General features: G+C 38.8%; 15 protein-coding genes and 1 pseudogene. 8 read left to right on the top strand and 8 right to left on the bottom strand.

Annotation, left to right across the window (positions count from 1 at the left end; translation table 11 throughout):
• Nucleotides 1-20 precede the first annotated feature (20 nt).
• Together rpoC and P375_RS01790 are read left to right on the top strand one after the other, a co-directional pair.
• Nucleotides 21-4,247, top strand: a complete 4,227-nt coding sequence (gene rpoC, locus P375_RS01795) for a DNA-directed RNA polymerase subunit beta' (protein ID WP_039133688.1) — start codon at nucleotides 21-23, stop codon at nucleotides 4,245-4,247.
• Nucleotides 4,248-4,444: 197 nt separating this feature from the next.
• The gene (locus tag P375_RS01790; RefSeq protein WP_039133686.1) at nucleotides 4,445-5,278 is read left to right on the top strand and encodes a PIN domain-containing protein; all 834 of its coding nucleotides are present in this window, start codon (nucleotides 4,445-4,447) and stop codon (nucleotides 5,276-5,278) included.
• A gap of 33 nt (nucleotides 5,279-5,311) precedes the next feature.
• Here the strand turns inward: P375_RS01790 and glpX are convergent, their stop codons facing one another.
• On the bottom strand, nucleotides 5,312-6,328 hold the full coding sequence (gene glpX / locus P375_RS01785; RefSeq protein WP_013746169.1) for a class II fructose-bisphosphatase: 1,017 nt from the start codon (nucleotides 6,326-6,328) through the stop codon (nucleotides 5,312-5,314).
• A gap of 231 nt (nucleotides 6,329-6,559) precedes the next feature.
• On the opposite strand from glpX, the gene zapB reads away from it, so the two are divergent.
• Nucleotides 6,560-6,799, top strand: a complete 240-nt coding sequence (gene zapB / locus P375_RS01780) for a cell division protein ZapB (RefSeq protein WP_013746170.1) — start codon at nucleotides 6,560-6,562, stop codon at nucleotides 6,797-6,799.
• A 165-nt stretch (nucleotides 6,800-6,964) separates the two neighbouring features.
• On the opposite strand, the gene P375_RS11950 is transcribed toward zapB, so the two are convergent.
• Both P375_RS11950 and uvrA read right to left on the bottom strand, forming a co-directional pair.
• The gene (locus tag P375_RS11950) at nucleotides 6,965-7,543 is read right to left on the bottom strand and encodes a hypothetical protein (protein ID WP_052121773.1); all 579 of its coding nucleotides are present in this window, start codon (nucleotides 7,541-7,543) and stop codon (nucleotides 6,965-6,967) included.
• 180 nt (nucleotides 7,544-7,723) lie between these two features.
• Nucleotides 7,724-10,558: an excinuclease ABC subunit UvrA gene (gene uvrA, locus P375_RS01770; protein WP_039133684.1), complete on the bottom strand. Its 2,835-nt coding sequence runs from the start codon at nucleotides 10,556-10,558 to the stop codon at nucleotides 7,724-7,726.
• Between the two features lie 141 nt (nucleotides 10,559-10,699).
• Between uvrA and ssb the strand changes: the two genes are divergently transcribed.
• Nucleotides 10,700-11,212: a single-stranded DNA-binding protein gene (gene ssb, locus P375_RS01765; RefSeq protein ID WP_039133681.1), complete on the top strand. Its 513-nt coding sequence runs from the start codon at nucleotides 10,700-10,702 to the stop codon at nucleotides 11,210-11,212.
• A 95-nt stretch (nucleotides 11,213-11,307) separates the two neighbouring features.
• Here the strand turns inward: ssb and P375_RS01760 are convergent, their stop codons facing one another.
• Nucleotides 11,308-12,195, bottom strand: a complete 888-nt coding sequence (locus P375_RS01760) for a LysR family transcriptional regulator (RefSeq protein ID WP_039133679.1) — start codon at nucleotides 12,193-12,195, stop codon at nucleotides 11,308-11,310.
• A 115-nt stretch (nucleotides 12,196-12,310) separates the two neighbouring features.
• Here P375_RS01760 and P375_RS01755 point away from each other — a divergent pair.
• The 4 genes and pseudogenes from P375_RS01755 to P375_RS01740 all read left to right on the top strand — a co-directional run bounded on the left by P375_RS01755 (nucleotide 12,311) and on the right by P375_RS01740 (nucleotide 17,085).
• Nucleotides 12,311-13,153 (top strand): annotated as a pseudogene (locus P375_RS01755) (aldo/keto reductase).
• A 281-nt stretch (nucleotides 13,154-13,434) separates the two neighbouring features.
• The gene (locus tag P375_RS01750; protein WP_039133676.1) at nucleotides 13,435-13,830 is read left to right on the top strand and encodes an agmatine deiminase family protein; all 396 of its coding nucleotides are present in this window, start codon (nucleotides 13,435-13,437) and stop codon (nucleotides 13,828-13,830) included.
• Between the two features lie 298 nt (nucleotides 13,831-14,128).
• A complete protein-coding gene (locus P375_RS01745) occupies nucleotides 14,129-15,364 on the top strand; it encodes an SIR2 family protein (protein ID WP_039133674.1) in 1,236 nt (411 codons plus the stop codon).
• Entirely contained in the window at nucleotides 15,361-17,085 is a 1,725-nt protein-coding gene (locus P375_RS01740) for an ATP-binding protein (RefSeq protein ID WP_039133671.1), read from the top strand. The genes P375_RS01745 and P375_RS01740 overlap by 4 nt, the downstream gene beginning before the upstream one ends.
• 199 nt (nucleotides 17,086-17,284) lie before the next feature.
• Here the strand turns inward: P375_RS01740 and P375_RS01735 are convergent, their stop codons facing one another.
• The 4 genes from P375_RS01735 to P375_RS01720 all read right to left on the bottom strand — a co-directional run.
• On the bottom strand, nucleotides 17,285-18,775 hold the full coding sequence (locus P375_RS01735) for an HsdM family class I SAM-dependent methyltransferase (protein ID WP_039133668.1): 1,491 nt from the start codon (nucleotides 18,773-18,775) through the stop codon (nucleotides 17,285-17,287).
• A gap of 59 nt (nucleotides 18,776-18,834) precedes the next feature.
• Nucleotides 18,835-20,292 carry an ATP-binding protein gene (locus tag P375_RS01730; protein ID WP_039133665.1) on the bottom strand — a complete coding sequence of 486 codons (1,458 nt, stop codon included), beginning with the start codon at nucleotides 20,290-20,292 and terminating at the stop codon, nucleotides 18,835-18,837.
• 317 nt (nucleotides 20,293-20,609) lie between these two features.
• On the bottom strand, nucleotides 20,610-21,977 hold the full coding sequence (locus P375_RS01725) for a restriction endonuclease subunit S (protein ID WP_052121772.1): 1,368 nt from the start codon (nucleotides 21,975-21,977) through the stop codon (nucleotides 20,610-20,612).
• A gap of 15 nt (nucleotides 21,978-21,992) precedes the next feature.
• Nucleotides 21,993-22,652: Fic family protein (locus P375_RS01720; protein ID WP_039133662.1), on the bottom strand; the 660-nt coding region annotated here is incomplete at its 5' end.

The following is a 22,652-nucleotide window of genomic DNA, read 5'->3' as shown; positions in this document are numbered from 1 at the left end:
ACTCCGATGGGAGCAAATCTGTGAAAGACTTAGTTAAGTTTTTAAAAACACAATCTAAATCAAGAGAAGATTTTGATGTGATCAAAATCGGTTTAGCTTCACCTGATATGATTCGTTCGTGGTCATATGGGGAAGTAAAAAAACCGGAAACAATCAATTACCGTACTTTTAAACCGGAACGTGACGGTCTATTCTGTGCGCGTATTTTCGGGCCGGTCAAAGACTACGAATGTTTATGTGGAAAATATAAACGTTTAAAACATCGTGGTGTGATTTGTGAAAAATGTGGTGTTGAAGTTACTCAAGCTAAAGTTCGTCGTGAACGTATGGGACATATTGAACTGGCTTCACCTGTCGCACATATTTGGTTCTTAAAATCGTTGCCATCCCGTATCGGTTTATTATTGGATATGCCGTTGCGTGATATTGAACGCGTGCTTTATTTTGAATCTTATATTGTTATTGAAGCAGGAATGACCGATTTAGAAAAAGGTCAGTTGCTTACAGAAGAACAATTCTTAGAAGCGGAAGAGCGTTGGGGCGATGAATTTGAAGCGAAGATGGGTGCGGAAGCTATTCAAGCCTTACTTCGTGATATGGATCTTGAACATCAATGTGAAACATTGCGCGAAGAGTTACAAGAAACTAATTCAGAAACCAAACGTAAAAAAATTACTAAACGCTTGAAATTATTGGAAGCATTTATTCAATCTGGCAACAAACCGGAATGGATGGTGTTGACCGTATTGCCGGTATTGCCACCGGATTTACGTCCATTAGTTCCGCTTGACGGTGGTCGTTTTGCGACATCTGATTTGAACGATTTATATCGTCGCGTGATCAACCGTAACAATCGTTTAAAACGTTTATTAGATCTTATTGCGCCGGACATCATCGTGCGTAATGAAAAACGTATGTTGCAAGAATCTGTTGATGCATTGTTGGATAACGGTCGTCGCGGTCGTGCAATCACAGGTTCAAATAAACGCCCATTAAAATCATTAGCGGATATGATTAAAGGTAAACAAGGTCGTTTCCGTCAGAACTTGTTGGGTAAACGTGTTGACTATTCCGGTCGTTCTGTAATTACAGTAGGGCCATACTTACACTTGCATCAATGCGGTTTACCGAAAAAAATGGCATTGGAATTATTCCGTCCATTTATCTATGCAAAATTAGAAAGCCGTGGTTTGGCATCAACCATTAAAGCAGCGAAGAAAATGGTTGAACGTGAAGATGCGATTGTTTGGGATATTTTGGCAGAAGTTATTCGCGAACATCCAATCCTTCTTAACCGTGCACCGACTTTGCACCGTTTAGGTATTCAGGCATTTGAGCCGATTTTGATTGAAGGTAAAGCGATTCAATTACACCCATTAGTTTGTGCGGCGTTCAACGCGGACTTCGATGGTGACCAAATGGCGGTTCACGTACCATTAACGTTGGAAGCACAGTTGGAAGCGCGTGCGTTAATGATGTCTACCAATAACATTTTATCTCCGGCAAACGGTGATCCGATTATCGTTCCGTCACAAGACGTGGTATTGGGTCTTTACTATATGACCCGTGAAAAAGTGAACGGTAAAGGCGAAGGAATGTTGTTGCAAGATCCACGTGAAGCTGAAAAAGCGTATCGTACCGGTCGTGCAGAGCTTCATTCCCGTGTCAAAGTGCGTATTACCGAATATGAGAAGAATGAAAACGGTGAATTTGAAGCGAAAACCACATTAACAGATACCACTGTCGGTCGTGCAATTTTGTGGATGATTGCACCGAAAGGGATGCCGTTCAGCTTGTTCAACCAAACATTAGGTAAGAAACAGATTTCTAAATTGATCAACGAAAGTTATCGCCGTTTAGGAATGAAAGACAGTGTAATCTTTGCCGACCAAATTATGTATACCGGTTTCGCTTATGCGGCACGTTCAGGTTCATCAGTCGGTATTGATGATATGGTTATTCCGGAGAAGAAATATGAAATTATCTCTTCTGCCGAAGAAGAAGTTGCTGAAATTCAAGAACAATTTAATTCAGGTTTGGTAACTGCCGGCGAACGTTACAACAAAGTGATCGATATTTGGGCGGCAGCTAACGAACGTGTAGCCAAAGCGATGATGGAAAACCTCTCAACAGAAGAAGTGGTTAACCGTCAAGGTGAATTAGAAAAACAAGCATCATTTAACAGCATCTTTATGATGGCTGATTCCGGTGCGCGTGGTTCTGCAGCTCAGATTCGTCAGCTTGCCGGTATGCGTGGTTTGATGGCTCGTCCGGATGGTTCGATCATTGAAACCCCGATTACAGCAAACTTCCGTGAAGGTTTGAACGTATTGCAGTACTTTATTTCAACCCACGGTGCGCGTAAAGGTTTGGCGGATACCGCATTAAAAACGGCAAACTCAGGTTACTTGACTCGTCGTTTGGTTGATGTGGCACAAGATTTAGTCGTTGTTGAAGATGACTGTGGTACTCACGAAGGTATCGTGATGACCCCATTAATCGAAGGCGGTGATGAAAAAGTCAGCTTGAAAGAGTTGGTGTTGGGTCGTGTAACAGCAGAAGATGTGTTGCAACCGGGTACAGAACAAGTATTAATCCCTCGTAATACACTATTAGATGAAAAATGGTGTGAAGTGATTGATAAATACTCTGTAGATAGCATTAAAGTGCGTTCTGTTGTAACTTGTGATACTGATTTCGGTGTTTGTGCGAAATGTTACGGACGCGATCTTGCACGTGGTCACTTAATTAACCAAGGTGAAGCAATCGGTGTTATCGCGGCACAATCTATCGGTGAACCGGGAACACAGTTGACAATGCGTACTTTCCACATCGGTGGTGCGGCGTCTGCGGCAGCGAAAGAATCAAGCATTCAGGTTAAAAATACCGGTACTATCCGTTTAACCAATGCGAAATTCGTAACTAATCACGAAGGCAAATTGGTGATTACTTCACGTAATACCGAATTAACCGTGATCGATACTTTCGGACGTACTAAAGAGCATTATAAATTGCCATACGGTTCTGTGTTAAGCAAAGCGAACGGTGATGAAGTTACCGCCGGTGAAACCGTAGCTAACTGGGATCCGCACACAATGCCGGTTGTTTCAGAAGCGCAAGGTTTCGTAAAATTTGTTGATATCGTTGATGGTCTAACCGTAACTCGTCAAACTGATGAATTGACCGGTTTGTCTTCTATTGTTGTTCAAGATGTCGGTGAACGTGCGACAGCTGGTAAAGATCTTCGTCCGGCATTGAAATTAGTAGATGCTCAAGGCAATGATGTCTTAATTCCGGGTACAGATGTTGCAGCGCAATACTTCCTACCGGGTAAAGCCATTGTAACATTAGATGACAATGCCGAAGTGAATATCGGGGACTCTTTAGCACGTATTCCACAAGAATCATCAGGTACTAAAGATATTACCGGTGGTCTTCCACGTGTTGCAGACTTGTTTGAAGCGCGTAAACCGAAAGAACCGGCAATCCTTGCAGAAATTTCCGGGGTAGTTTCATTCGGTAAAGAAACCAAAGGTAAACGCCGTTTGGTTATCACACCGAACGAAGGCGAAGCACACGAAGAGATGATTCCTAAATGGCGTCAACTTAACGTGTTTGAAGGTGAGATGGTTCAACGTGGGGATATTATTTCTGATGGTCCGGAATCACCACACGATATTTTACGCTTACGCGGTGTGCGTGCGGTTACTGAATATATCGTTAATGAAGTTCAAGATGTTTACCGCTTACAAGGGGTAAAAATTAACGATAAACATATCGAAGTTATCGTGCGCCAAATGTTGCGTAAATGTATCATCACAAACCCATACGACTCTGAATTCCTTGAAGGAGAACAGGTTGAAGTGGCTCGTGTGAAAGTGGTGAACCGTAAACGTGCGGAAGAAGGTAAACCGTTAGTAGAATTCCAACGTGAATTGCTTGGTATCACTAAAGCGTCATTGGCAACAGAATCCTTTATCTCTGCGGCATCGTTCCAAGAAACAACACGTGTCCTTACTGAAGCAGCAGTTGCCGGTAAACGTGATGAATTGCGCGGCTTAAAAGAAAACGTGATTGTTGGACGCTTAATTCCTGCGGGAACAGGTTTTGCCTACCACCAAAGCAAAGCGAAAAAACGTGCTGTGGCGGATAATAACGGCAATGAATTGGTAACGGAAGAACCAACCATTACTGCGGAAGAAGCGACAGCGAACTTGGCAGAAATGCTCAATATGGTAGAAGATTAATTTAACTCTGCTGCTAATTTCTAGTAAAAATACCGAATGGAGCAATCCGTTCGGTATTTTTTTATGCCGTTCAAATAATATTTAAATTTATAGAGCAGTATATAAAATGTTGCTTTATAATTTCTAATCTGTAAAAACTATGTTTTTTCCTATCACTAAATATATTAAGCACTGAGTAATCCGTTTGGGAGTTTTTGATGAAGTTAGTATTAATTGATTATGAAAATGTTCAGCCGGAAACGATAAATATTTTGTTACCGGAAGAGAGTTTTGTTGTGGTGTGTGTCGGGGTAAAACAGAAGATGTTACCGTTAGAGTTAGTAAAATCGCTAATTCATTTTGGACAGAATTGTCAAATTATTGAGAGTTATGGAGTAGGTAAAAATGCATTAGATTTTATTATTATCGACACAATGGCAAGGATTACAACAGAACGACACTTCGATGAGCTTTATATTGTATCCAAAGATAAAGGGTTTGATTCTATTATTTCTCATTATTTAACTTTAAAACGAGTCGCCTTTGCTAAACGTGTTGATGATATTGAAGAATTAAATTCGTTAAGAGTAGAGAATAATGTAATCTCAGATAGATTATCTCTTCCGTTATTAACTTCTCCTTGTGCTCTTATAGCACCGAACCCTACAAAGGTAAGATCAGAGGAACGTTCATACCCTACCAGCATTGAACAAGCTATCCTTAAAGTCCAACAACAGCTTATAAAAATTAGTGTGAAATCAATTCGTTCCATACCGAAAAAAGAAAAAAGTCGTCTAAATTGGATAAAAAACGTGTTAAAAGAGGAAGATTTATCGGATAAACAGATAAAATTTATTATGGAACAGGTAAGTTTTCCAGAGAACACTTTAATATCATATATTAAACGTGCCGTAGCTCATTTACAGACAATAGAGAAAAAACATTATCCAAAAACACTAGAAAAACGGATAAATTGGTTAAAGAATTTCTTTAAAAAAGAAACGTTGTCGGAACAGAATATTAAAGAAATTGCTTTAAAAGTGTTCAAATAAAAAATTCCCCTTGCTACACAAGGGGAATTTCAACTACTCATTAATCAAACGATAAATTTCAGGATCTTTGCGATCTAAATAGTGGAAGGATTGAATACGGCGGATGGTGCGTGAATGTCCGCGAATCAGCAAGGTTTCAGTGGTAGCAACATCACCTTTACGATGAACACCTTTTAACAAATCGCCGTGCGTAATACCGGTGGCGGAGAAAACCAAATTATCATCACGAACAAGCTGATCCAAAGTGAGGACTTTATTTACCTCTACTCCCATTTCCTGACAACGGCGGCGTTCGCTTTCAGCAAAAGCACGATTTTCCTCACTGTCGCCTTTCACCACCTCTCTGGTTAACAGGCGCGCTTGAATATCACCGCCCAATGCACGAATACCGGCGGCAGCGACCACACCTTCCGGCGCACCACCGATACAATACATCATATCCACACCGGTATCCGGCAAACAACAGAGAAGCGCCGCAGCAACATCACCATCCGGAATCGCTAATACTTTTACGCCGAGCTGTTGCATTTTATAAATCACGGTTTGATGACGAGGTTTATCCAGTGTTACCACAGTCAGTTGAGAAAGTAGTTTCCCCATTTTAGAGGCAACACGGCGTAAGTTTTGTTCCAATGGCAGATTGAGATCAATCATTCCTTTCACCTCAGGACCAACCACCAATTTTTCCATATACATATCCGGTGCGCGTAAGAAAGTTTCCTTACCACCGGCAGCCAACACCGCAATAGCATTTGCCTGCCCCATTGCCACCATACGAGTTCCCTCAATAGGATCGACCGCGATCGCAATATCTTCTTCATTGCCGCCTTTGCCTAATTTCTCACCGATATAGAGCATAGGTGCTTCATCGATTTCACCCTCACCAATGACGATCTCACCGTTCATTTCGATCTGATTCAACATTGTGCGCATTGCTTTTACTGCGGCAGCATCAGCTGCATTTTTATCACCACGCCCTAACCAAGCAAAACCGGCAAGCGCAGCTGCTTCCGTAACACGAGAAAATTCGATAGCCAATGCTCTTTTCATATACTTTCCTTATTGAGTTAACCAAAAAATTGCCTCATTCTAGCACCTAGCAAACGTTTGCTTAAATGATTTATTAAAGTTTTTTAATTTCTTCACAGCACAACAGATAAAGCCTTGTGCAATAACGGCGAGCTTTCAATCATTTAGAAGGTTTTTGATGAAATAAGGCGCTATCTAGGATAGAATGTTATCCATTCTGATGTATTGGACAACAAATGAGGAATAATAATTATGTCTTTAGAAATTTTAGATCAACTTGAAGCCAAAATTAAACAAGCGGTTGAAACCATTCAACTACTGCAAATGGAAATTGAAGAATTGAAAGAGCAAAAGGCAAATGTCGAACAAGCGAATCAAGCGCTTCAATCTGAAAAAGATCAACTTAATGCTGAAAATGCGCAATTAAAAGAAGAACAACAACGTTGGCAAGAACGTTTACGTTCATTAATCGGTCAAATTGAAAATGTTTAATTTATTCTGCTAATTATTCATCTTCGTCGCCCCACAATCTGATTTGGCTTGTGGGGTTTTTAGTATGTAGGGGAATGAAACTTTTAAGTTTTTGAATAACTATATTGAATTTTACTTTGTATTCCATTAATTGTAGATGAAAACATTAAATCGTCTTAAGTTCTATTATTTTCCAACCAATTTATTTTGTAGATGAGCAATTTGATTACGTTGATTATCTTGAATTAATTCGATTTTTTTTCGCAATGCATCTATAGTCTCTTTAGTTCTAAAATCCTCTTCAGTGCAATTGTTTCTAAGAGAGGTATTACTTAAATCAGATGCTGATATTTTGTGTTCTTTAAGCATAATACGCTGATTATTAGCTAAATTTATTACTATATTTTTACCGGTACAATCTCTAATAAGATCAATTAACTGTTCATTTACTTCCGTAACAATCAATTTATTGGATTGATTTTCTTCCTCTGCTGGTAGATCAAAGATAGCAAAGCAAGGTTTGCTAGGTACTGCTTTATGCCAAAATTGGTGAATAACTACATCTATATTTTCATTTTTACTACTGATAATCAGATTATTGCCTTGCCTGAATAATATGATATCTTCAGGTGTTTTCTTGGTGATATCATCTATTACAGAATATTCTTCTCCAATAATAGCCATTTCTATATATCTACCATCTTCTATTACTTTTAATAAATTAATCTGTTGTTTGGAATATTTCTTAGCTAATATTAAACTCATTCAGATAATATCCTTTATTCTGAAATTATTGATTAAGTACTTTTTATATAAATATATTGTACAATTAAGACATTTTTATAAGTGATGGTAGAAAATAAAGAGTTGCTAAAGATGATCTATTAACACTATTAGCAACTCTTTTTGATTTGAAAATGGATAGGTTTTAATAAATTACAAGATCTATTTTTGTTTATCTAAAATAGGTTTTAAAAACCTTGCTGTGTGAGAATGTGTCATTTCCGCGACCTGTTCCGGTGTGCCTTTTGCAATGATCTCGCCACCTCCATTGCCACCTTCTGGCCCTAAATCAACGATCCAATCGGCAGTTTTGATCACATCCAGATTATGTTCAATTACAACAATGGTGTTGCCTTGATCGCGTAAACGATGAAGTACTTCCAATAATTGTTTAATATCGGCAAAATGCAGTCCGGTTGTAGGCTCATCAAGAATATAGAGTGTTTTTCCAGTATCACGTTTAGATAGTTCTGATGCCAATTTAACCCTTTGTGCTTCGCCACCTGACAGGGTTGTTGAAGCTTGACCAAGGCGAATATAAGACAAGCCAACATCAATTAATGTTTGTAATTTACGAGCGATCATTGGCACAGCATCAAAAAATTCTCGAGCTTCTTCAACCGTCATTTCCAAAACTTGATGAATAGTTTTACCTTTATAATGGATCTCCAATGTTTCTCGGTTATAACGTTTTCCTTTACATTGATCACACGGAACATAAATATCTGGTAGAAAGTGCATTTCGACTTTAATTACCCCATCGCCCTGACAAGCTTCACAACGACCGCCACGTACATTAAAACTAAAGCGCCCCGGATTATATCCTCTTGCTCGAGCTTCTGGCACACCGGCGAAAAGTTCACGAATAGGCGTGAAAACTCCAGTATAGGTTGCAGGATTAGAACGTGGTGTGCGTCCGATTGGGCTTTGATCAATATTGATTACTTTATCAAAAAATTCTAATCCTTCAATTGCTTTAAAGGGAGCGTGTTGCTGGTTTTCAGCACGATTAAGCGCATTTTGTGCTATTGGGAATAAAGTGTCGTTAATTAAGGTGGATTTCCCCGAACCGGATACACCAGTGATACAGGTAAATAATCCGACAGGAATTTCTAAATCTACATTTTTTAAATTGTTACCGCTTGCCCCAATTAGTCGTAATATTTTTTGTGAATCTACAGCCGTTCTCTCTGCTGGAATTTCGATCTTTTCTTTACCGGAAAGAAAACGACCGGTAAGAGAATTTGGATTTTTCATAATCTGCTGAGCGGTGCCTTGTGCTATCACTTCACCACCGTGTACACCAGCTCCAGGGCCAATATCGATGATATAGTCAGCAGTACGGATTGCATCTTCATCGTGTTCAACCACAATCACAGTATTGCCTAAATTTCTCAAATGAATCAGTGTATTTAACAACCTCTCATTATCGCGTTGATGTAGCCCGATAGAAGGCTCATCCAATACATACATTACTCCGACCAAGCCTGCCCCGATTTGGCTAGCCAAACGGATACGCTGAGCCTCACCGCCAGAGAGTGTTTCAGCAGAACGGGATAAAGATAGATATTCCAAACCAACATTGACTAAAAAATGTAGCCTTTCTTTAATCTCTTTTAAAATTTTTTCAGCGATTTTTGCTTTTTGCCCTTCAAACTGTAATTGTTCAAAATGATGCAATGCCTCACCGATACTCATTTCAGAAATTTGTGGTAACGTGGTTTCGTCGATAAAGACGTGGCGAGCCTCTTCTTTTAGACGAGAGCCGTGGCACGATTTACAAGGGCGAGTACTGATATATTTTGCCAATTCTTCACGTACTGACATTGACTCAGTTTCTTTGTAACGGCGAGCCATATTGTTTAATACGCCTTCAAATGGGTGATGACGCACAATTGTGTCTCCACGATCATTGATATATTGAAATTCAATTTTTTCGTGACCGGAACCGTGAAGTACTAAATGCTGAATTTGTTTCGGTAATTCTTCAAAAGGTGTTTCAATATCAAAATGATAATGACGTGCTAACGACGTTAACATTTGATAGTAGTAGAAGTTGCGACGATCCCAGCCGCGAATTGCTCCACTGGCAAGTGATAAACTTGGATTTTGGACTACACGATGTTCATCAAAATATTGTTGAATGCCTAATCCATCACAACTAGGGCAAGCGCCTGCCGGATTATTAAATGAAAACATTCGTGGTTCTAATTCTGGTAAAGAATACCCACAATGTGGGCAAGCAAAATTGGCAGAGAAAACCAACTCTTCCGCATCACTGTTATCCATATTAGCAACAACAACAATACCACCAGAAAGTTCTAAGGCAGTTTCTAGTGATTCAGCTAAACGTGTTGATAATTCAGGGCGGATTTTGAAACGGTCGACAATCACTTCGATAGTATGTTTCTTTTGCAGTTCCAGTTGTGGAGGATCGGAAAGATCGCAGATTTCACCGTCAATTCTTGCACGAATATAGCCTTGCGCAGAAATGCTATCTAGCAGTTTAGTGTGTTCACCTTTGCGAGCTTTCACCACCGGTGCAAGTAGCATCATTCTGCTGCCTTCTGGCAAGGAAAGAATTTTATCCACCATTTGACTGATAGTTTGAGCTGCCAATGGAATGTTATGCGTTGGACAGCGAGGTTCTCCGACTCGAGCGAATAACAGTCTTAAATAATCATAAACTTCGGTAATAGTGCCGACAGTAGATCGAGGGTTATGTGAAGTGGATTTCTGTTCAATTGAGATTGCCGGAGATAAACCTTCAATATGATCCACATCCGGTTTTTCCATCAAAGAAAGGAATTGTCGAGCATAAGCGGAAAGTGATTCCACATAACGACGCTGCCCTTCGGCATAAAGCGTATCAAATGCCAACGAAGACTTTCCCGAACCGGATAAACCAGTGATAACGACCAATTTGTTACGAGGAATAGTTAAATTAATATTTTTTAAATTATGGGTTCTTGCGCCCCGAATTTCGATATTGTTCATAATAGCTGATCAAAAAATAAAAACGTCGATGATTATCGCAAAATCGAAAAAACTGTGCAAATATCCAGTATTATTTTATTTTTTTCATAGGGGATTTACGGTAAGATAGCGAAGTTTTAATTTAATTTAAGAGGAAAAATTATGGCAGGCGTTAATAAAGTAATTATTGTGGGAAATTTGGGAAATGATCCTGAATTAAGAACCTTTGCAAATGGTGATGCAGTTGCCAATATCAGCGTAGCAACTAGTGAGCGTTGGCAAGATAAACAGAGCGGAGAATGGCGTGAAATTACTGAATGGCATCGTATTGTTTTATTCCGCCGTTTAGCAGAGATTGCCGGACAATATTTGCGTAAAGGATCAAAAGTTTATGTAGAAGGGAAATTACGTACTCGAAAATGGCAGGATCAAAACGGTCAGGATCGTTATACTACTGAAATTCAGGCGGATACGTTACAGATGTTGGATAGTCGCAGTGATCGTATGGGGGCTGATATGTCAGCACCAATGGCTCAACCACAAAATCAGTTTGCACAACCGTCTTATAATCAGCCGGCACAACCTAACCAATTTGCACAACCGACAGTAGCGAAAGCACCTCAAGCGGCAGTAAATCCGGATACCGCTGATTTTGATGATGATATGCCATTCTAAGCATTCTTATATTATCAAAATAAATTATAAAACATTAGGAGAAACCTTTATAAAAAAGAGGTTTCTCTTTTTAATATTTGTTTGGATATATTGCTTTATTTTATACATTCCACCAAAGCCTTAAACAACGGAGAATCCTGTCTCCGATTAGGATAATAAAGATAATAGCCTTCGTAACGCATCGCATAATTTTGTAACACCTCGACTATCTCACCAGATTTAAGCTCTTTTAGTACTCTGTCTTTCGGCATTAATGCCAACCCCAAATGAGATAAGCAGGCTTTTTTCGCAAGAAAATTATTATTCACCACTAATCGACCCGATGGCATAAATTTAACCACTTCTTTACCTTTTGGCATACAAAATTCCCAAGGAAAAATACCTTCAGAAGTTGGCATTCGTACACACAAACATTGATGTGAAGTTAAATCATCAATTGTTTTTGGAATTCCGTATTGTTCTAAATATTGTGGCGTTGCAATTAATGCCATTTGCATATCATCTGAAATTCTGATGGCGATCATATCTTTATCTACTTCTTTGCCTAAACGAATCCCCGCATCAAAACGCCCAGCCACGATATCAGTAAATTTCATATCGCTGATTAGCTCTAATTTTACTTCGGGATATTTTTCCATAAATCTTAATAACTTATCCCAAATAACATAGAGAAAAACGTGATCAGCCCCATTAATACGTAATGTTCCATTTAGCGTGTTACGAAAATGACTTAATGCATTAACATTATCTTCAATACTCTCAAATAATGGAAAAAGTTGTTTAAAAAGTTGTTCACCTGCTTCGGTAGTGGCAACACTGCGAGTTGTTCGATGAAACAATTTTATTTTCAGCTGTTCTTCCAATTTCCGCATAGAATGGCTTAACGCTGAGGTCGATACGCCTAAATATGCAGCAGCTTTAGTAAAACTGGCAGTTTGTGCAACAATAATAAAATTGCGTAATTCATTCATATTTTCAATCATCTTGGCTCTCTTTGATTGTTGAAAAATATTCAACAGGCTATCAAAAAATAACCCACTAATCAAAACAATATTTTCTCTCTATAATGTCATTATTCAAAGCACATAGGAGTAAAAAATGAAAACAGCAACATTAAACAACGGTATTGAAATGCCAATGATCGGCTTTGGTGTGTATCAAGTGAGCGATGAAGAAACGGAAAAAGCCGTCTTATCCGCTCTCGAACAAGGCTACCGCTTGCTCGACACCGCTGCCATTTACGGCAACGAAGCGGGCGTAGGATGTGCGATTAAAGCCAGCGGTATTGCCCGTGAAGAGATTTTCGTTACCACCAAATTGTGGATTCAACGCCAAGATGCCTTCAACGGCACGCAAAAAGCCCTTGACGAATCCTTGTGCCGTTTAGGCTTGGATTATGTGGATCTCTATTTAATGCACCAACCTTTCGGCGATGTACACGAAGAATGGCGTGCAATGGAAACCGCGTTGAAAGCAGGCAAAACCCGTGCCATTGGCGTGAGCAATTTCCATATGGATCGCCTCGCCGACCTCATCACCTGCCACGACACCGTGCCAGCCGTGAACCAAATCGAAACCCACCCGTTCTACCAGCGTGAAGCGGAATTAGACTTCCATAAAGAACTGGGCATTTTGCAATAATCTTGGGGCCCGCTGGCTGAAGGCAAATTCGATATTTTCCACAACCCCGTGTTAAGCGAAATCGCCGCCAAACACGGCAAATCGGTCGCCCAAGTGGTGTTACGCTGGCTCAACCAACGCTGTATCGCCATTATTCCAAAATCGGTGAAAGCGGAAAGAATGCGTGAAAACCGCGACATTTTGGATTTCACCCTTGACGCACAAGACCTCGCCGCCATCGCCACGCTGAATCGTGATGAAATCATCTTCGATCACCGCGATCCAAAAATGGTGCAATGGTTGGCACAAGCGAGAGGGTAAAACCAGATTGAAAAACGCCGTGTGGAATATGGAATATCGCACGGCGTTCTCATAACTACTATAAAAAACAGCTTGAAAAATGCACCGCACTTTTCAGGCAGCCTGAATAAACAATGGGATAGCTAAAGCAAACAATGACTAATTACTAAACCCATTGCCGATTTAATGATGCGTCATCGCCGTGAATTAGCGTAATGCCGTTTGAAAGTGCAACCCATCAAGCCACTTGGATGGCATATGGTGCAACAGCTGGTGCGTAGGGGACGACAGGTGCATACGGAATGGCACGCCGTGCGGCTCGGGCAGATTTAATGCGAATCGCCGCACCGCTCAATGATTTATGGGTACGTGACACCGCTCCGCTGTTTGTGCGTGATGAAAACGGCAAACGTGCTGCGGTGGATTTCAATTTCAACGGTTGGGGACAGGCTGACACAGGTGCAGAAGGCTGGCGAAAAGCCCCTGCCAAACGCGAACACGGCATTGTAGATCACCCCATCGGCAAAGACCAAAAAATCGCCGCTTTTATCGCCCAATACACCCACTCGCCATTAGTGAAAACCTGGCTGGTGATGATGCTCAGCGTGCTTTACCGCTTACTTACTCATCCCGAGAGAATGCAACAAGCCTGCCATTACCAGACCACCTTCGGCTCTATTTCGCCAGCCTCATCTTAACCTTTGGCGGCTTGATTCTGGCGTTGAGGTGTCATTAAATATCTCAATAATGGCTTTTACTGAAATGGTGAATAGTGCAAATGGTTGATAGCAAAGATGGTGTAGTATTAGGTATTAATCTACTCCCCATTTGACCAGCTGCCCTATTACTTGATTTAGCATCGGAAAATAAAAAATTAGGATATTAAAGGAGGATCTTTAGATATAAATAAATTCTCTCTACAATCTAGATAACTAATGACTTACTTTTCCACAAAATTTATAATTAAGACTATAAATTTCTACCGAAGGAAATCATATGGATATTCAATTTTTATCTTCAGATATCCCAGAAGGGAAACCTACTTCTATAAATACACTATCAGATGATAATCAAAAAGAGTATCTTGCGTTACTACAAAACCGTTTAAATCAAATTTTAGATGCAGAAAATATTATTGTATTAGCAGGCTCAGGCACATCTCTTACTTTTAATAAGAATGATGAGAAAATTGCCCCCAGTATGTCTGATTTATGGAATCATTGCCGAGAAATAAATGAAAACGTATTTGATGATATTAGATCATATACTGAGTACGATAATTTTGCAGAAAAATGGCAAAATGAAAAAGGTGAAGAAAAAACTGCTGAAGATATTGAATTATTCTTATCCCGATGTGATACTTTCTTAACATTAGAAAATCTATCTAATAGAAGATTAAAACAATTAGCTAAATTTATTAAAGATGCTAAAGAAAAAATCCTAGAAGTTACTGATTTCACCGAAAAAATCACAGACCTTTCGAGTTGGAAAGACCATGAAAAATTACTTCGTGTACTAGGTAAAAGGCAGGCTAAGCAAAAAAGATTGAAAGTATTCACAACAAATTATGATCTTGCATTCGAAACCGCTGCTTCTAATATTGGTATGACGGTAATTGATGGTTTTGAATATTCTATGCCATACCGATTTAATCCGTCTTGGTTTACTTATGACATTGTACACAGAACACAATCTAGCGATAAATCAACGAGCTATTTACCGAATGTATTTCATCTCTATAAAATTCATGGTTCAGTTGATTGGATAAAAACCGAGCAAGGCATTCAGAAAAAAAGAAATGAAAAACAGCAAGGTGAGCCTGTTATTATTTATCCAAGTAGCAATAAATACCAAACATCTTATGAATCACCTTATTTAGACATGGTAGCTAGTTTTTTAAATGCGATACAGCAACCTAACACTGCTATTTTATGCTTAGGTTTTGGATTTAATGATAAGCATATTAATAATGCCATAACTATGGCATTAAGAACAAATCCTGAATTATTATTAATGGTGGGAACCCGATCTTTATTTGATGAAAAAGGATCTTTCAATAAAGAAATTCGCTCGCTACTTATGAATGCCGTAAAAGCTGGAGATTCAAGAATTTCTTTAGTTGATAGTGATTTTTCTACTTTTGTAAATCAGTTACCAGATAGAAATAAATCAACACCAGAAGAAGATATTTTTAAAATCTTTCAAGAGCTCGCAATGGGGAATAAATCATGAATGATTGGTTCTCACCTTGTGATATTACACGCAGAATTGGTAGCCTTATAGAAATATCCGCAACAGAAGCGAAAATCAACTTAACCAAAGCTGGCACAGGCGAACAAGTATGGTTATTGGGCAATCGCATTCCAGTTGGTGAAGTAAATGAATATGTGTTTATTGATTGTGGGCAAGATTGTATTTTAGGTAGAGTTATAAAAGTCTGGTTAGAAAATGGAGAAAGATTAAGCGTTGATAGTTTAGATGATAGTTATGCAAATAATAATCCTATTGGATTAGTTCAATTACTGGTTAGTATAGATACTGAAACAGGCTTTAACCGTAAAGGGATAAGACAATATCCTAAACTAGGTGCTCAAATTTATTCAGCTCATCCAAAGCTAATTTCATTATTAGCAGAAGGAAAAATCAATAATGTTAGTGATGATATTAAACTTCCTATTGCGGAAATAGCTGGTGATTCATCTGTTACGATTAACCTTACCCCTGAAAAATTATTTTCTCGACATTGTGCTATTTTAGGCTCAACAGGCGGTGGCAAAAGTTATACTATGGCAAATCTCATCAATAATATTTACCAAAACGGAGGTAAAGTATTACTGTTAGATGCAACAGGGGAGTATGCAAATTCGCCCTATGAACATTATTATGTTGGTGAGCATACTAAAGCAACAGATGAAAATAAAGTAACCTACCCACATTGGATGTTTACTGATTCAGATATAAGAGCTTTACTTAGACCATCAGCGCAAAGCCAAGCTCCCAAATTAGAGGAAGCCATTCGGAGTCTAAAAGTTGTTACAAGTTATTGGAAAATCCCAAATCATGGATTATCTATTACTCAAACATATAATCTAGAAAAATCAGAAAAATTAAAACAGCCATTTGAAACTGCTGTAAAAAATATTAATAGCAATATAACAAATATTTCATGGAAGTTCTCTAATTTAGCGGAGCAGATTATTGCAGAGTGTGTATATCCAACAGCAGGGACAATCAATACTCCAGATCCTACAAGATGGGGAAAACGAGCCGATAATGACATTGGGTATTGCTTAAGTTTAATATCAAGAATTAAAGCAATGCAAAATAATCTTCATCTAAAATGGATGCTAGATTGTGATGATACTTTAAAAACTATCCCAAGTATTATTGATAGTTTATGTTCATCAGAAAATAAAATTGTTCGTTTAGATCTATCTGCTGTTCCATTTGAAGCGAATGCCCGAGAATTATTGGTAAATGCAATAGGACGAAAATTACTTTCCTGTGCTAGAGAAGGTAAAATTTCTTATGAAAATCCTTTGATTGTATTTATTGATGAAGCTCACCAATTCCTGAATAAATCTATTGGTGATGAAGTCAGCAAAATGAATTTAACGGCATTTGGTGATATCGCAAAAGAAGGACGAAAATATGGTTTAAATGTTACGATTGCTACTCAACGCCCACGAGATATTCCCGAAGATGTGCTAAGTCAAATTGGTACACTTATTGTGCATCGCCTAACGAATGATAAAGATCAGGAAATTGTGAAAAAAGCTGTCGGATCTATCGACTATCGTTCAGCCTCTTTTTTACCTGTGTTGGGACAAGGCGAATGCTTATTGCTGGGTGTAGATTTCCCTTTTCCGATGAAAGTTAAAATTAAAATGCCTGCATTTAAACCTGAATCTAGAAGCGCTTCTTTTTCTAAAACTTGGAAAAAGAAAGAATAACAACTTCTATCCAATAATAACAATCCGTCTGGAATTTAATTTCAGACGGATTTTCTTATAAGGTCGTTCCTTGCCGATATGCTGACGCACAATCCTATTATCATTTTCTTGTTAAAAATCAATATCTTAACAACATTCACCCTTGATAATATTGTTTCCCTGTCTTTATAACCAAAATACCGCCTGTTTAACCCTTCTTTCACCCCGACAACTGCCCCGAAACACTACGAAAATTCACCAATGCTGCTTCGATATTTTCAATGATTTCATCGGCGAGAATATCGGGTTCAGGCAAGTTGTCTAAATCGGTGAGCGAGTGATCTTTCAGCCAAAAAATATCCAAGCTGGTTTTTTCTCTGCTTGTGATTTCATCAATGCTGAATTTACGCCAACGCCCATTCGGATTATTTTCCGCGTGGTAGGTTTCCGCACGCTTTGAGCGGTCTTCAGGGCAATAGCAGTCGATAAAGTCTTGTAAGTCCGCTAATTGCATTGGCTTTTTCTTTAAGGTGTGATGCACATTGGTGCGGTAGTCATACACCCAGATTTCTTGGGTAACATCGCCATTTTGTGCAGGGCGGTTATCAAAAAATAATACATTGGCTTTCACGCCGTTGGCGTAAAAAATGCCCGTTGGCAAGCGTAAAATGGTGTGCAAGTCGGTCATCTGCAATAATTTTTTCCGCACGGTTTCGCCTGCCCCGCCCTCAAACAACACATTATCAGGCACAACCACCGCCGCTCGCCCGTTGTTTTTCAACATCGTGTAAATATGCTGTAAGAAATTCACTTGTTTATTTGAGGTGGTCGCCCAAAAGTCTTGGCGGTTATAAACAAAATCTTCGCTTTCGGCTTCGCCCTCAGCGTTGGTGATGGTCATACTGCTTTTTTTGCCAAAAGGGGGATTGGCTAACACCAAATCAACTTTATGTTTGCTAGGGGCAACCAAAGAATCATCGGAACTAATCGGACTTTCGCCATTCATTTCCCCAATGCCGTGTAAAAATAGATTCATTAAACATAAACGGCGTGTATTGGCAACGATTTCGTTACCAAAAAATGTGCCATTTTTTAACCGCACTTTTTGCTCGGCATTTAAATTGGCGTGTTTTTCTAAATAGCCGTATGCCGCCAGTAAAAAACCGCCTGTGCCACAAGCAGGGTCGGCAATCAGGGTATCCGCTTGTGGGCGAACGCATTGCACTATGGCTTCAATCAAAGATCGAGGGGTAAAATATTGCCCTGCACCTGATTTGGTGTCTTCGGCGTTTTTTTCTAAAATGCCCTCGTAAATATCGCCTTTCACGTCCACGCCCAAGCGTGTCCATTTGGTTTCATCAATCATCGCCACCAAGCGGGATAATTTAGCAGGATCTTGGATTTTGTTTTGTGCTTTGGTAAAAATTTGCCCCAGCAAGCCTTTTTTCTGACCTAAATTACGCAATAGAGCAAGATAATGGCTTTCCAGTTCTGCTCCTGTGCGGTCGGTGAGGCTTTGCCAATTGTATTCAGTGGGAATGCCTACATCGCGTTTATAAGGCGGTTGGCTGTATTCAAATGCCATTTTTAAGAAAATCAGATAGGTAATCTGTTCTAAATAATCGCCATAGCTTACGCCATCATCACGGAGCATGTGGCAAAAGCTCCACACTTTTTGAACAATGGCGTTTGAGGTTTGTGTTGTGGTCATAACAATCTCTTAAATTTTAAAAATAATTTAGTTAAACAACGGTTAAACAAATTGATTAATTAGCCCCATATTGGAATATATTTCTTAGCTTTAAAGCCTGCCTCTTCGTCAAAAACTTTAATTAATCCTTTTTCTTGAGCTTCTTTAATAATTTTGCTAATCATCGCACTACTCACTGCATTACCAAAACGCTCTCTCAAACTTGTATTACTCATTTGTTCACGATTGATATATTTAAATACACAATGCCAATAACAAGCCCTTAAACGTTCTTCCTTTGTAATATCTGAAAAAGGGCGATAAGTGAATAATACCACTTTTGTATAGTGATCTAAGTCTTCAAAATAAGGGGCTGGCATTTGATTAAGTTCAATTTGTAAAATAACTTTATCAATTCCTGTGCCTCGCTCCTCACAAATATCTAATCTTCGCATCAGTGCAGCTAAATGCTCATTACGGCTACAAGGTGGCTTATCCATAAAGCGATCAACTTCTATGAGTGGTGAGCCTGTATTCGTAATTTCCAAACGATGTGAGAAAATTTCAATCATTGGTGATGTGCCAGAAATATTGAAATCTTGATGAATAAGAGCATTAGCCACCAATTCACGTAATGCAATCTCAGGGTAAGCATTTATCTCTCTACGAAAAGTTAATCCAATTTCCTCATAAGAGGGGAGCAGTGATTTTATACTTTGCATAATCTGCTCAAAACCAACCGCATAGCCTGATAAACTGTTGATTTCTTTTTCTGTGGTAAATTTATTATTGCCCTGATAGCGAATAATTCGTACCGCTTTTTTAGCTAAGTGGTCAAAATCAGAAAGACGTTTGGCAAATAAAATCGCCCCCAAATTGGTAATGTCCCACATTCCAGCATTTTCAATAATCAATTGATCGTCTTGCAATTTAGCCAAAATACCCGATAAAGTATCAGGTAACGGTTGCTTGGTCATATCAAAATATTTAGTAAATTCAAGTAATTGAAGCACTCTTTCACTACTTACAGATTTTAGAGCTATTTGTCTTTCAAAGGGAACACGATCCAAAATACGCCATAATTCTCGCTCTTTTTCTGAAAAATCACGCAGTTTTTTAGTATAAGATCCAATACGAATGTATTCTGTACCATCAAATCTTACTGGTTTGTGGATAGCCGCTTGAATTTCAAGAATGACTAAAGCAAAACCTTGATATTCAAACTCCCAAAAATGAAAATCAATTTTTGGTTCAAGTTTTTGTAATAACCAGCTTTCTAATTCTTGTTGATTATGTTTGGCTGTTGATGGTTGAAATGTTGAGCCTACGATTTTATGGTTGACATCTTCCACACCCCAAATCATATAAGCAGAGAGTTTGCCTAACAACGCAGCACTATTAGCGAGGGCAGAAATAGCTGGGCCTATCATTTTGGGATCATCGTTATTGATTTTAAACTCAACCCATTCATTTTCTTTAGGTAATTTAACCAATTCATCAGTTAAATATTGTAATTGGTGTATATCTTTATGGTTCATTTACATTCTCTTTGGTATAAAAAATGACCTGCTGGTTAAACAACGGTTAAACAAAATTTATTTTGTAACTTATTGATTTTATTTAAATCACGCTTTATTTTTGGTTAAAAAAACAGCTCTTGGTTAAGCAACGGTTAAACAAATCGCTTCTTTTTAAATAGATGATTTGGCTTGACCTAACAGTTCAATCTGCTTACAATCCGCCTCAATAACTCCCCCTACTTTGCCAACCTAAGTGGTTGGATCCACAAGGTTGGGGACTTTCTTTTGTAACCTTTCCAGTTACTCTTGGAAACTTTTCCAGCTTTTTTGTTGCTTCATTCCGATGGCTCCAGTAGTTTGCCTGAAAATGCGGCTTTTAGCACTGCTTGTTTGAGCAATTCGGCTTGTTTGAGTTGGGCTGTAATCTCGTTGGCAAGCTGGTCGCAGGCGGTGAGTTTGCTTTCTAAAATGGCAACGATTTGGGCTTGTTCGGCAAGTGAGCAAAGTGGCAACGGAATCATACTTAGTTCAGATTGATTAATTTTAGGCAATACTGAACGAGAACCAGCCGTAGATGCTCTTTTTACAAAATATCTTGATAGCATCATATGTTTTAAAAAATGATGGTCAAATACATCACTTTCTAATGGGTACATATCAGCACTACATAAACCATCAAAATCCACTAATGTTAGTTTGGATAGATTAGGGCGAATTTTTGAATAAATGATTTGTCCAGCATAAAAATAGTGTTTAGGACTTATCACACCATCATCTCGAATAGTCTTAAAAGGCAATAATTTCCCAGTTTCTTTCTCTATATTATCGGGTGCTATATGCGGAAAATCTAAATATTGTTCAGGTTGAACAAGATTACTTTTAATTTCAACCAAATCACCGAATAATCCTATAACCCAATTTTCTTTAGGTATTGTTAATTCATCATCGGCTATATCAGCAGTAATTTTTCTCAAGGTTTTCGGCTTACTCGGTTTTTTGCCCTGTTTGCCGTTTTCTTCCCAATTTTTCACCGCACTTTGCCAATCGACAAGCTGTTGGGCGTGGTGCTGTTCGCGTGCCGTCTGAATGTGTTCGAGTAATTCCGTTGCGGTGGGCAAGCTTTCGGCGTGTTCAGTTCGCCATTGTTTGGTGAGTTCGCCGTTAAAGGCGTTTTTCAGCAAGGCTTGGCGGTATTGTTTGAGCTGTTGCTCTGCGATTTTCAGATGCCCTATGCCTGCGTCAATTTCGGCAAATAGGCTTTCGATTTTATTGACGATGGCTTGTTGGGTGGCTTTATTAGTTGGATAAATAATAGGGTAATCAGCAATATCACCTAAACGAATGTATTTAATCGTACTACCACGATTGCCTTTTGTAATATCATTAAGTTTATTTTTTATAAAATAAAAGAGATATTTGCCATTAACATTTTTAAATGACTGTAACACATAAGTACGTTGATATGCTTCAAATTTACCACTATAAAATTTAACATTAAAGTTACCATTGCCTGCGATTAAAATCGCTTCTCCTTCAAAGCTAAAAGTGTCGGAGTTTGAGATTTCTTGAGCACAGGTAAAAAAAGGGTATATTCCATTTTCATTACCTTGATTAACATCTTTATCGCCAGTTTTGATACTACACAAACACTTTAATAAATTTATTTCCCACCCTTTCGGCACTGGTATTGTTTTATTTGTCATCGTCTTACCCTAAAATTAAACTCGTACCAAATTCATCATCGGTTCAAAAGAATACAGAGCCGATTTTCTGCCTGCACTTTCTTCTTTTAGCATCAAAAGTCCCTTATCGTGCAAGGTGCGGACAAAGCGATTAGCAGAAGCTGGGGAAATCTCGGTTTTTTCGCTTAATTGGTTGCCACGAAATACAGGATAAGTAAAGACAAAATCCAGCACCGTCATCGCCCATTTTGAGGATAGTGTTTCGCTAAAAATGGGTTTCATCTTTTCGTATAAATCGCTGATACTTTGAGCAATGGTTAAATTGTGATGGGCTTGATTGGCAATCGCCTGCAAAAAAAACTCACACCACGCTATCCAGTCGCCATTTTCAGACACTTGTCGCATTAAGGCTAAATAGTTTTCTTTATGTTCTTCAAAATAACCGCTGATATAAAAATGCGGTTCGCTAATTGCCCCTGCCTGCCATAACATTAATGTAATCAGCATTCGCCCAATGCGTCCGTTGCCGTCTTGAAAGGGGTGCAAGGCCTCAAATTCCAAATGGGTAATGGCGGTTTTGGGCAAAATCGGCGTTGGATTGTGATTGATGTATTCAAACAGATTATCTAAGCCTTGCTCCAATTTTTCGGGGCTTATGGGGATAAATAAAATGGTTCTCTGGTTGCGGTCGGCAAG

The sequence above is a fragment of the Gallibacterium genomosp. 2 genome (genome assembly GCF_000771895.1).
Lineage (GTDB): Bacteria > Pseudomonadota > Gammaproteobacteria > Enterobacterales > Pasteurellaceae > Gallibacterium.
This window is presented reverse-complemented; position numbering and strand designations above follow the sequence as displayed.

Excerpts from the sequence above, each read along its gene's own strand:
- P375_RS01790 (WP_039133686.1), top strand. The coding sequence starts at position 4,445 with ATGAAGTTAGTATTAATTGATTATGAAAATGTTCAGCCGGAAACGATA.
- glpX (WP_013746169.1), bottom strand. The coding sequence starts at position 6,328 with ATGAAAAGAGCATTGGCTATCGAATTTTCTCGTGTTACGGAAGCAGCT.
- zapB (WP_013746170.1), top strand. The coding sequence starts at position 6,560 with ATGTCTTTAGAAATTTTAGATCAACTTGAAGCCAAAATTAAACAAGCG.
- P375_RS11950 (WP_052121773.1), bottom strand. The coding sequence starts at position 7,543 with ATGAGTTTAATATTAGCTAAGAAATATTCCAAACAACAGATTAATTTA.
- uvrA (WP_039133684.1), bottom strand. The coding sequence starts at position 10,558 with ATGAACAATATCGAAATTCGGGGCGCAAGAACCCATAATTTAAAAAAT.
- ssb (WP_039133681.1), top strand. The coding sequence starts at position 10,700 with ATGGCAGGCGTTAATAAAGTAATTATTGTGGGAAATTTGGGAAATGAT.
- P375_RS01760 (WP_039133679.1), bottom strand. The coding sequence starts at position 12,195 with ATGATTGAAAATATGAATGAATTACGCAATTTTATTATTGTTGCACAA.
- P375_RS01750 (WP_039133676.1), top strand. The coding sequence starts at position 13,435 with ATGGCACGCCGTGCGGCTCGGGCAGATTTAATGCGAATCGCCGCACCG.
- P375_RS01745 (WP_039133674.1), top strand. The coding sequence starts at position 14,129 with ATGGATATTCAATTTTTATCTTCAGATATCCCAGAAGGGAAACCTACT.
- P375_RS01740 (WP_039133671.1), top strand. The coding sequence starts at position 15,361 with ATGAATGATTGGTTCTCACCTTGTGATATTACACGCAGAATTGGTAGC.
- P375_RS01735 (WP_039133668.1), bottom strand. The coding sequence starts at position 18,775 with ATGACCACAACACAAACCTCAAACGCCATTGTTCAAAAAGTGTGGAGC.
- P375_RS01730 (WP_039133665.1), bottom strand. The coding sequence starts at position 20,292 with ATGAACCATAAAGATATACACCAATTACAATATTTAACTGATGAATTG.
- P375_RS01725 (WP_052121772.1), bottom strand. The coding sequence starts at position 21,977 with ATGACAAATAAAACAATACCAGTGCCGAAAGGGTGGGAAATAAATTTA.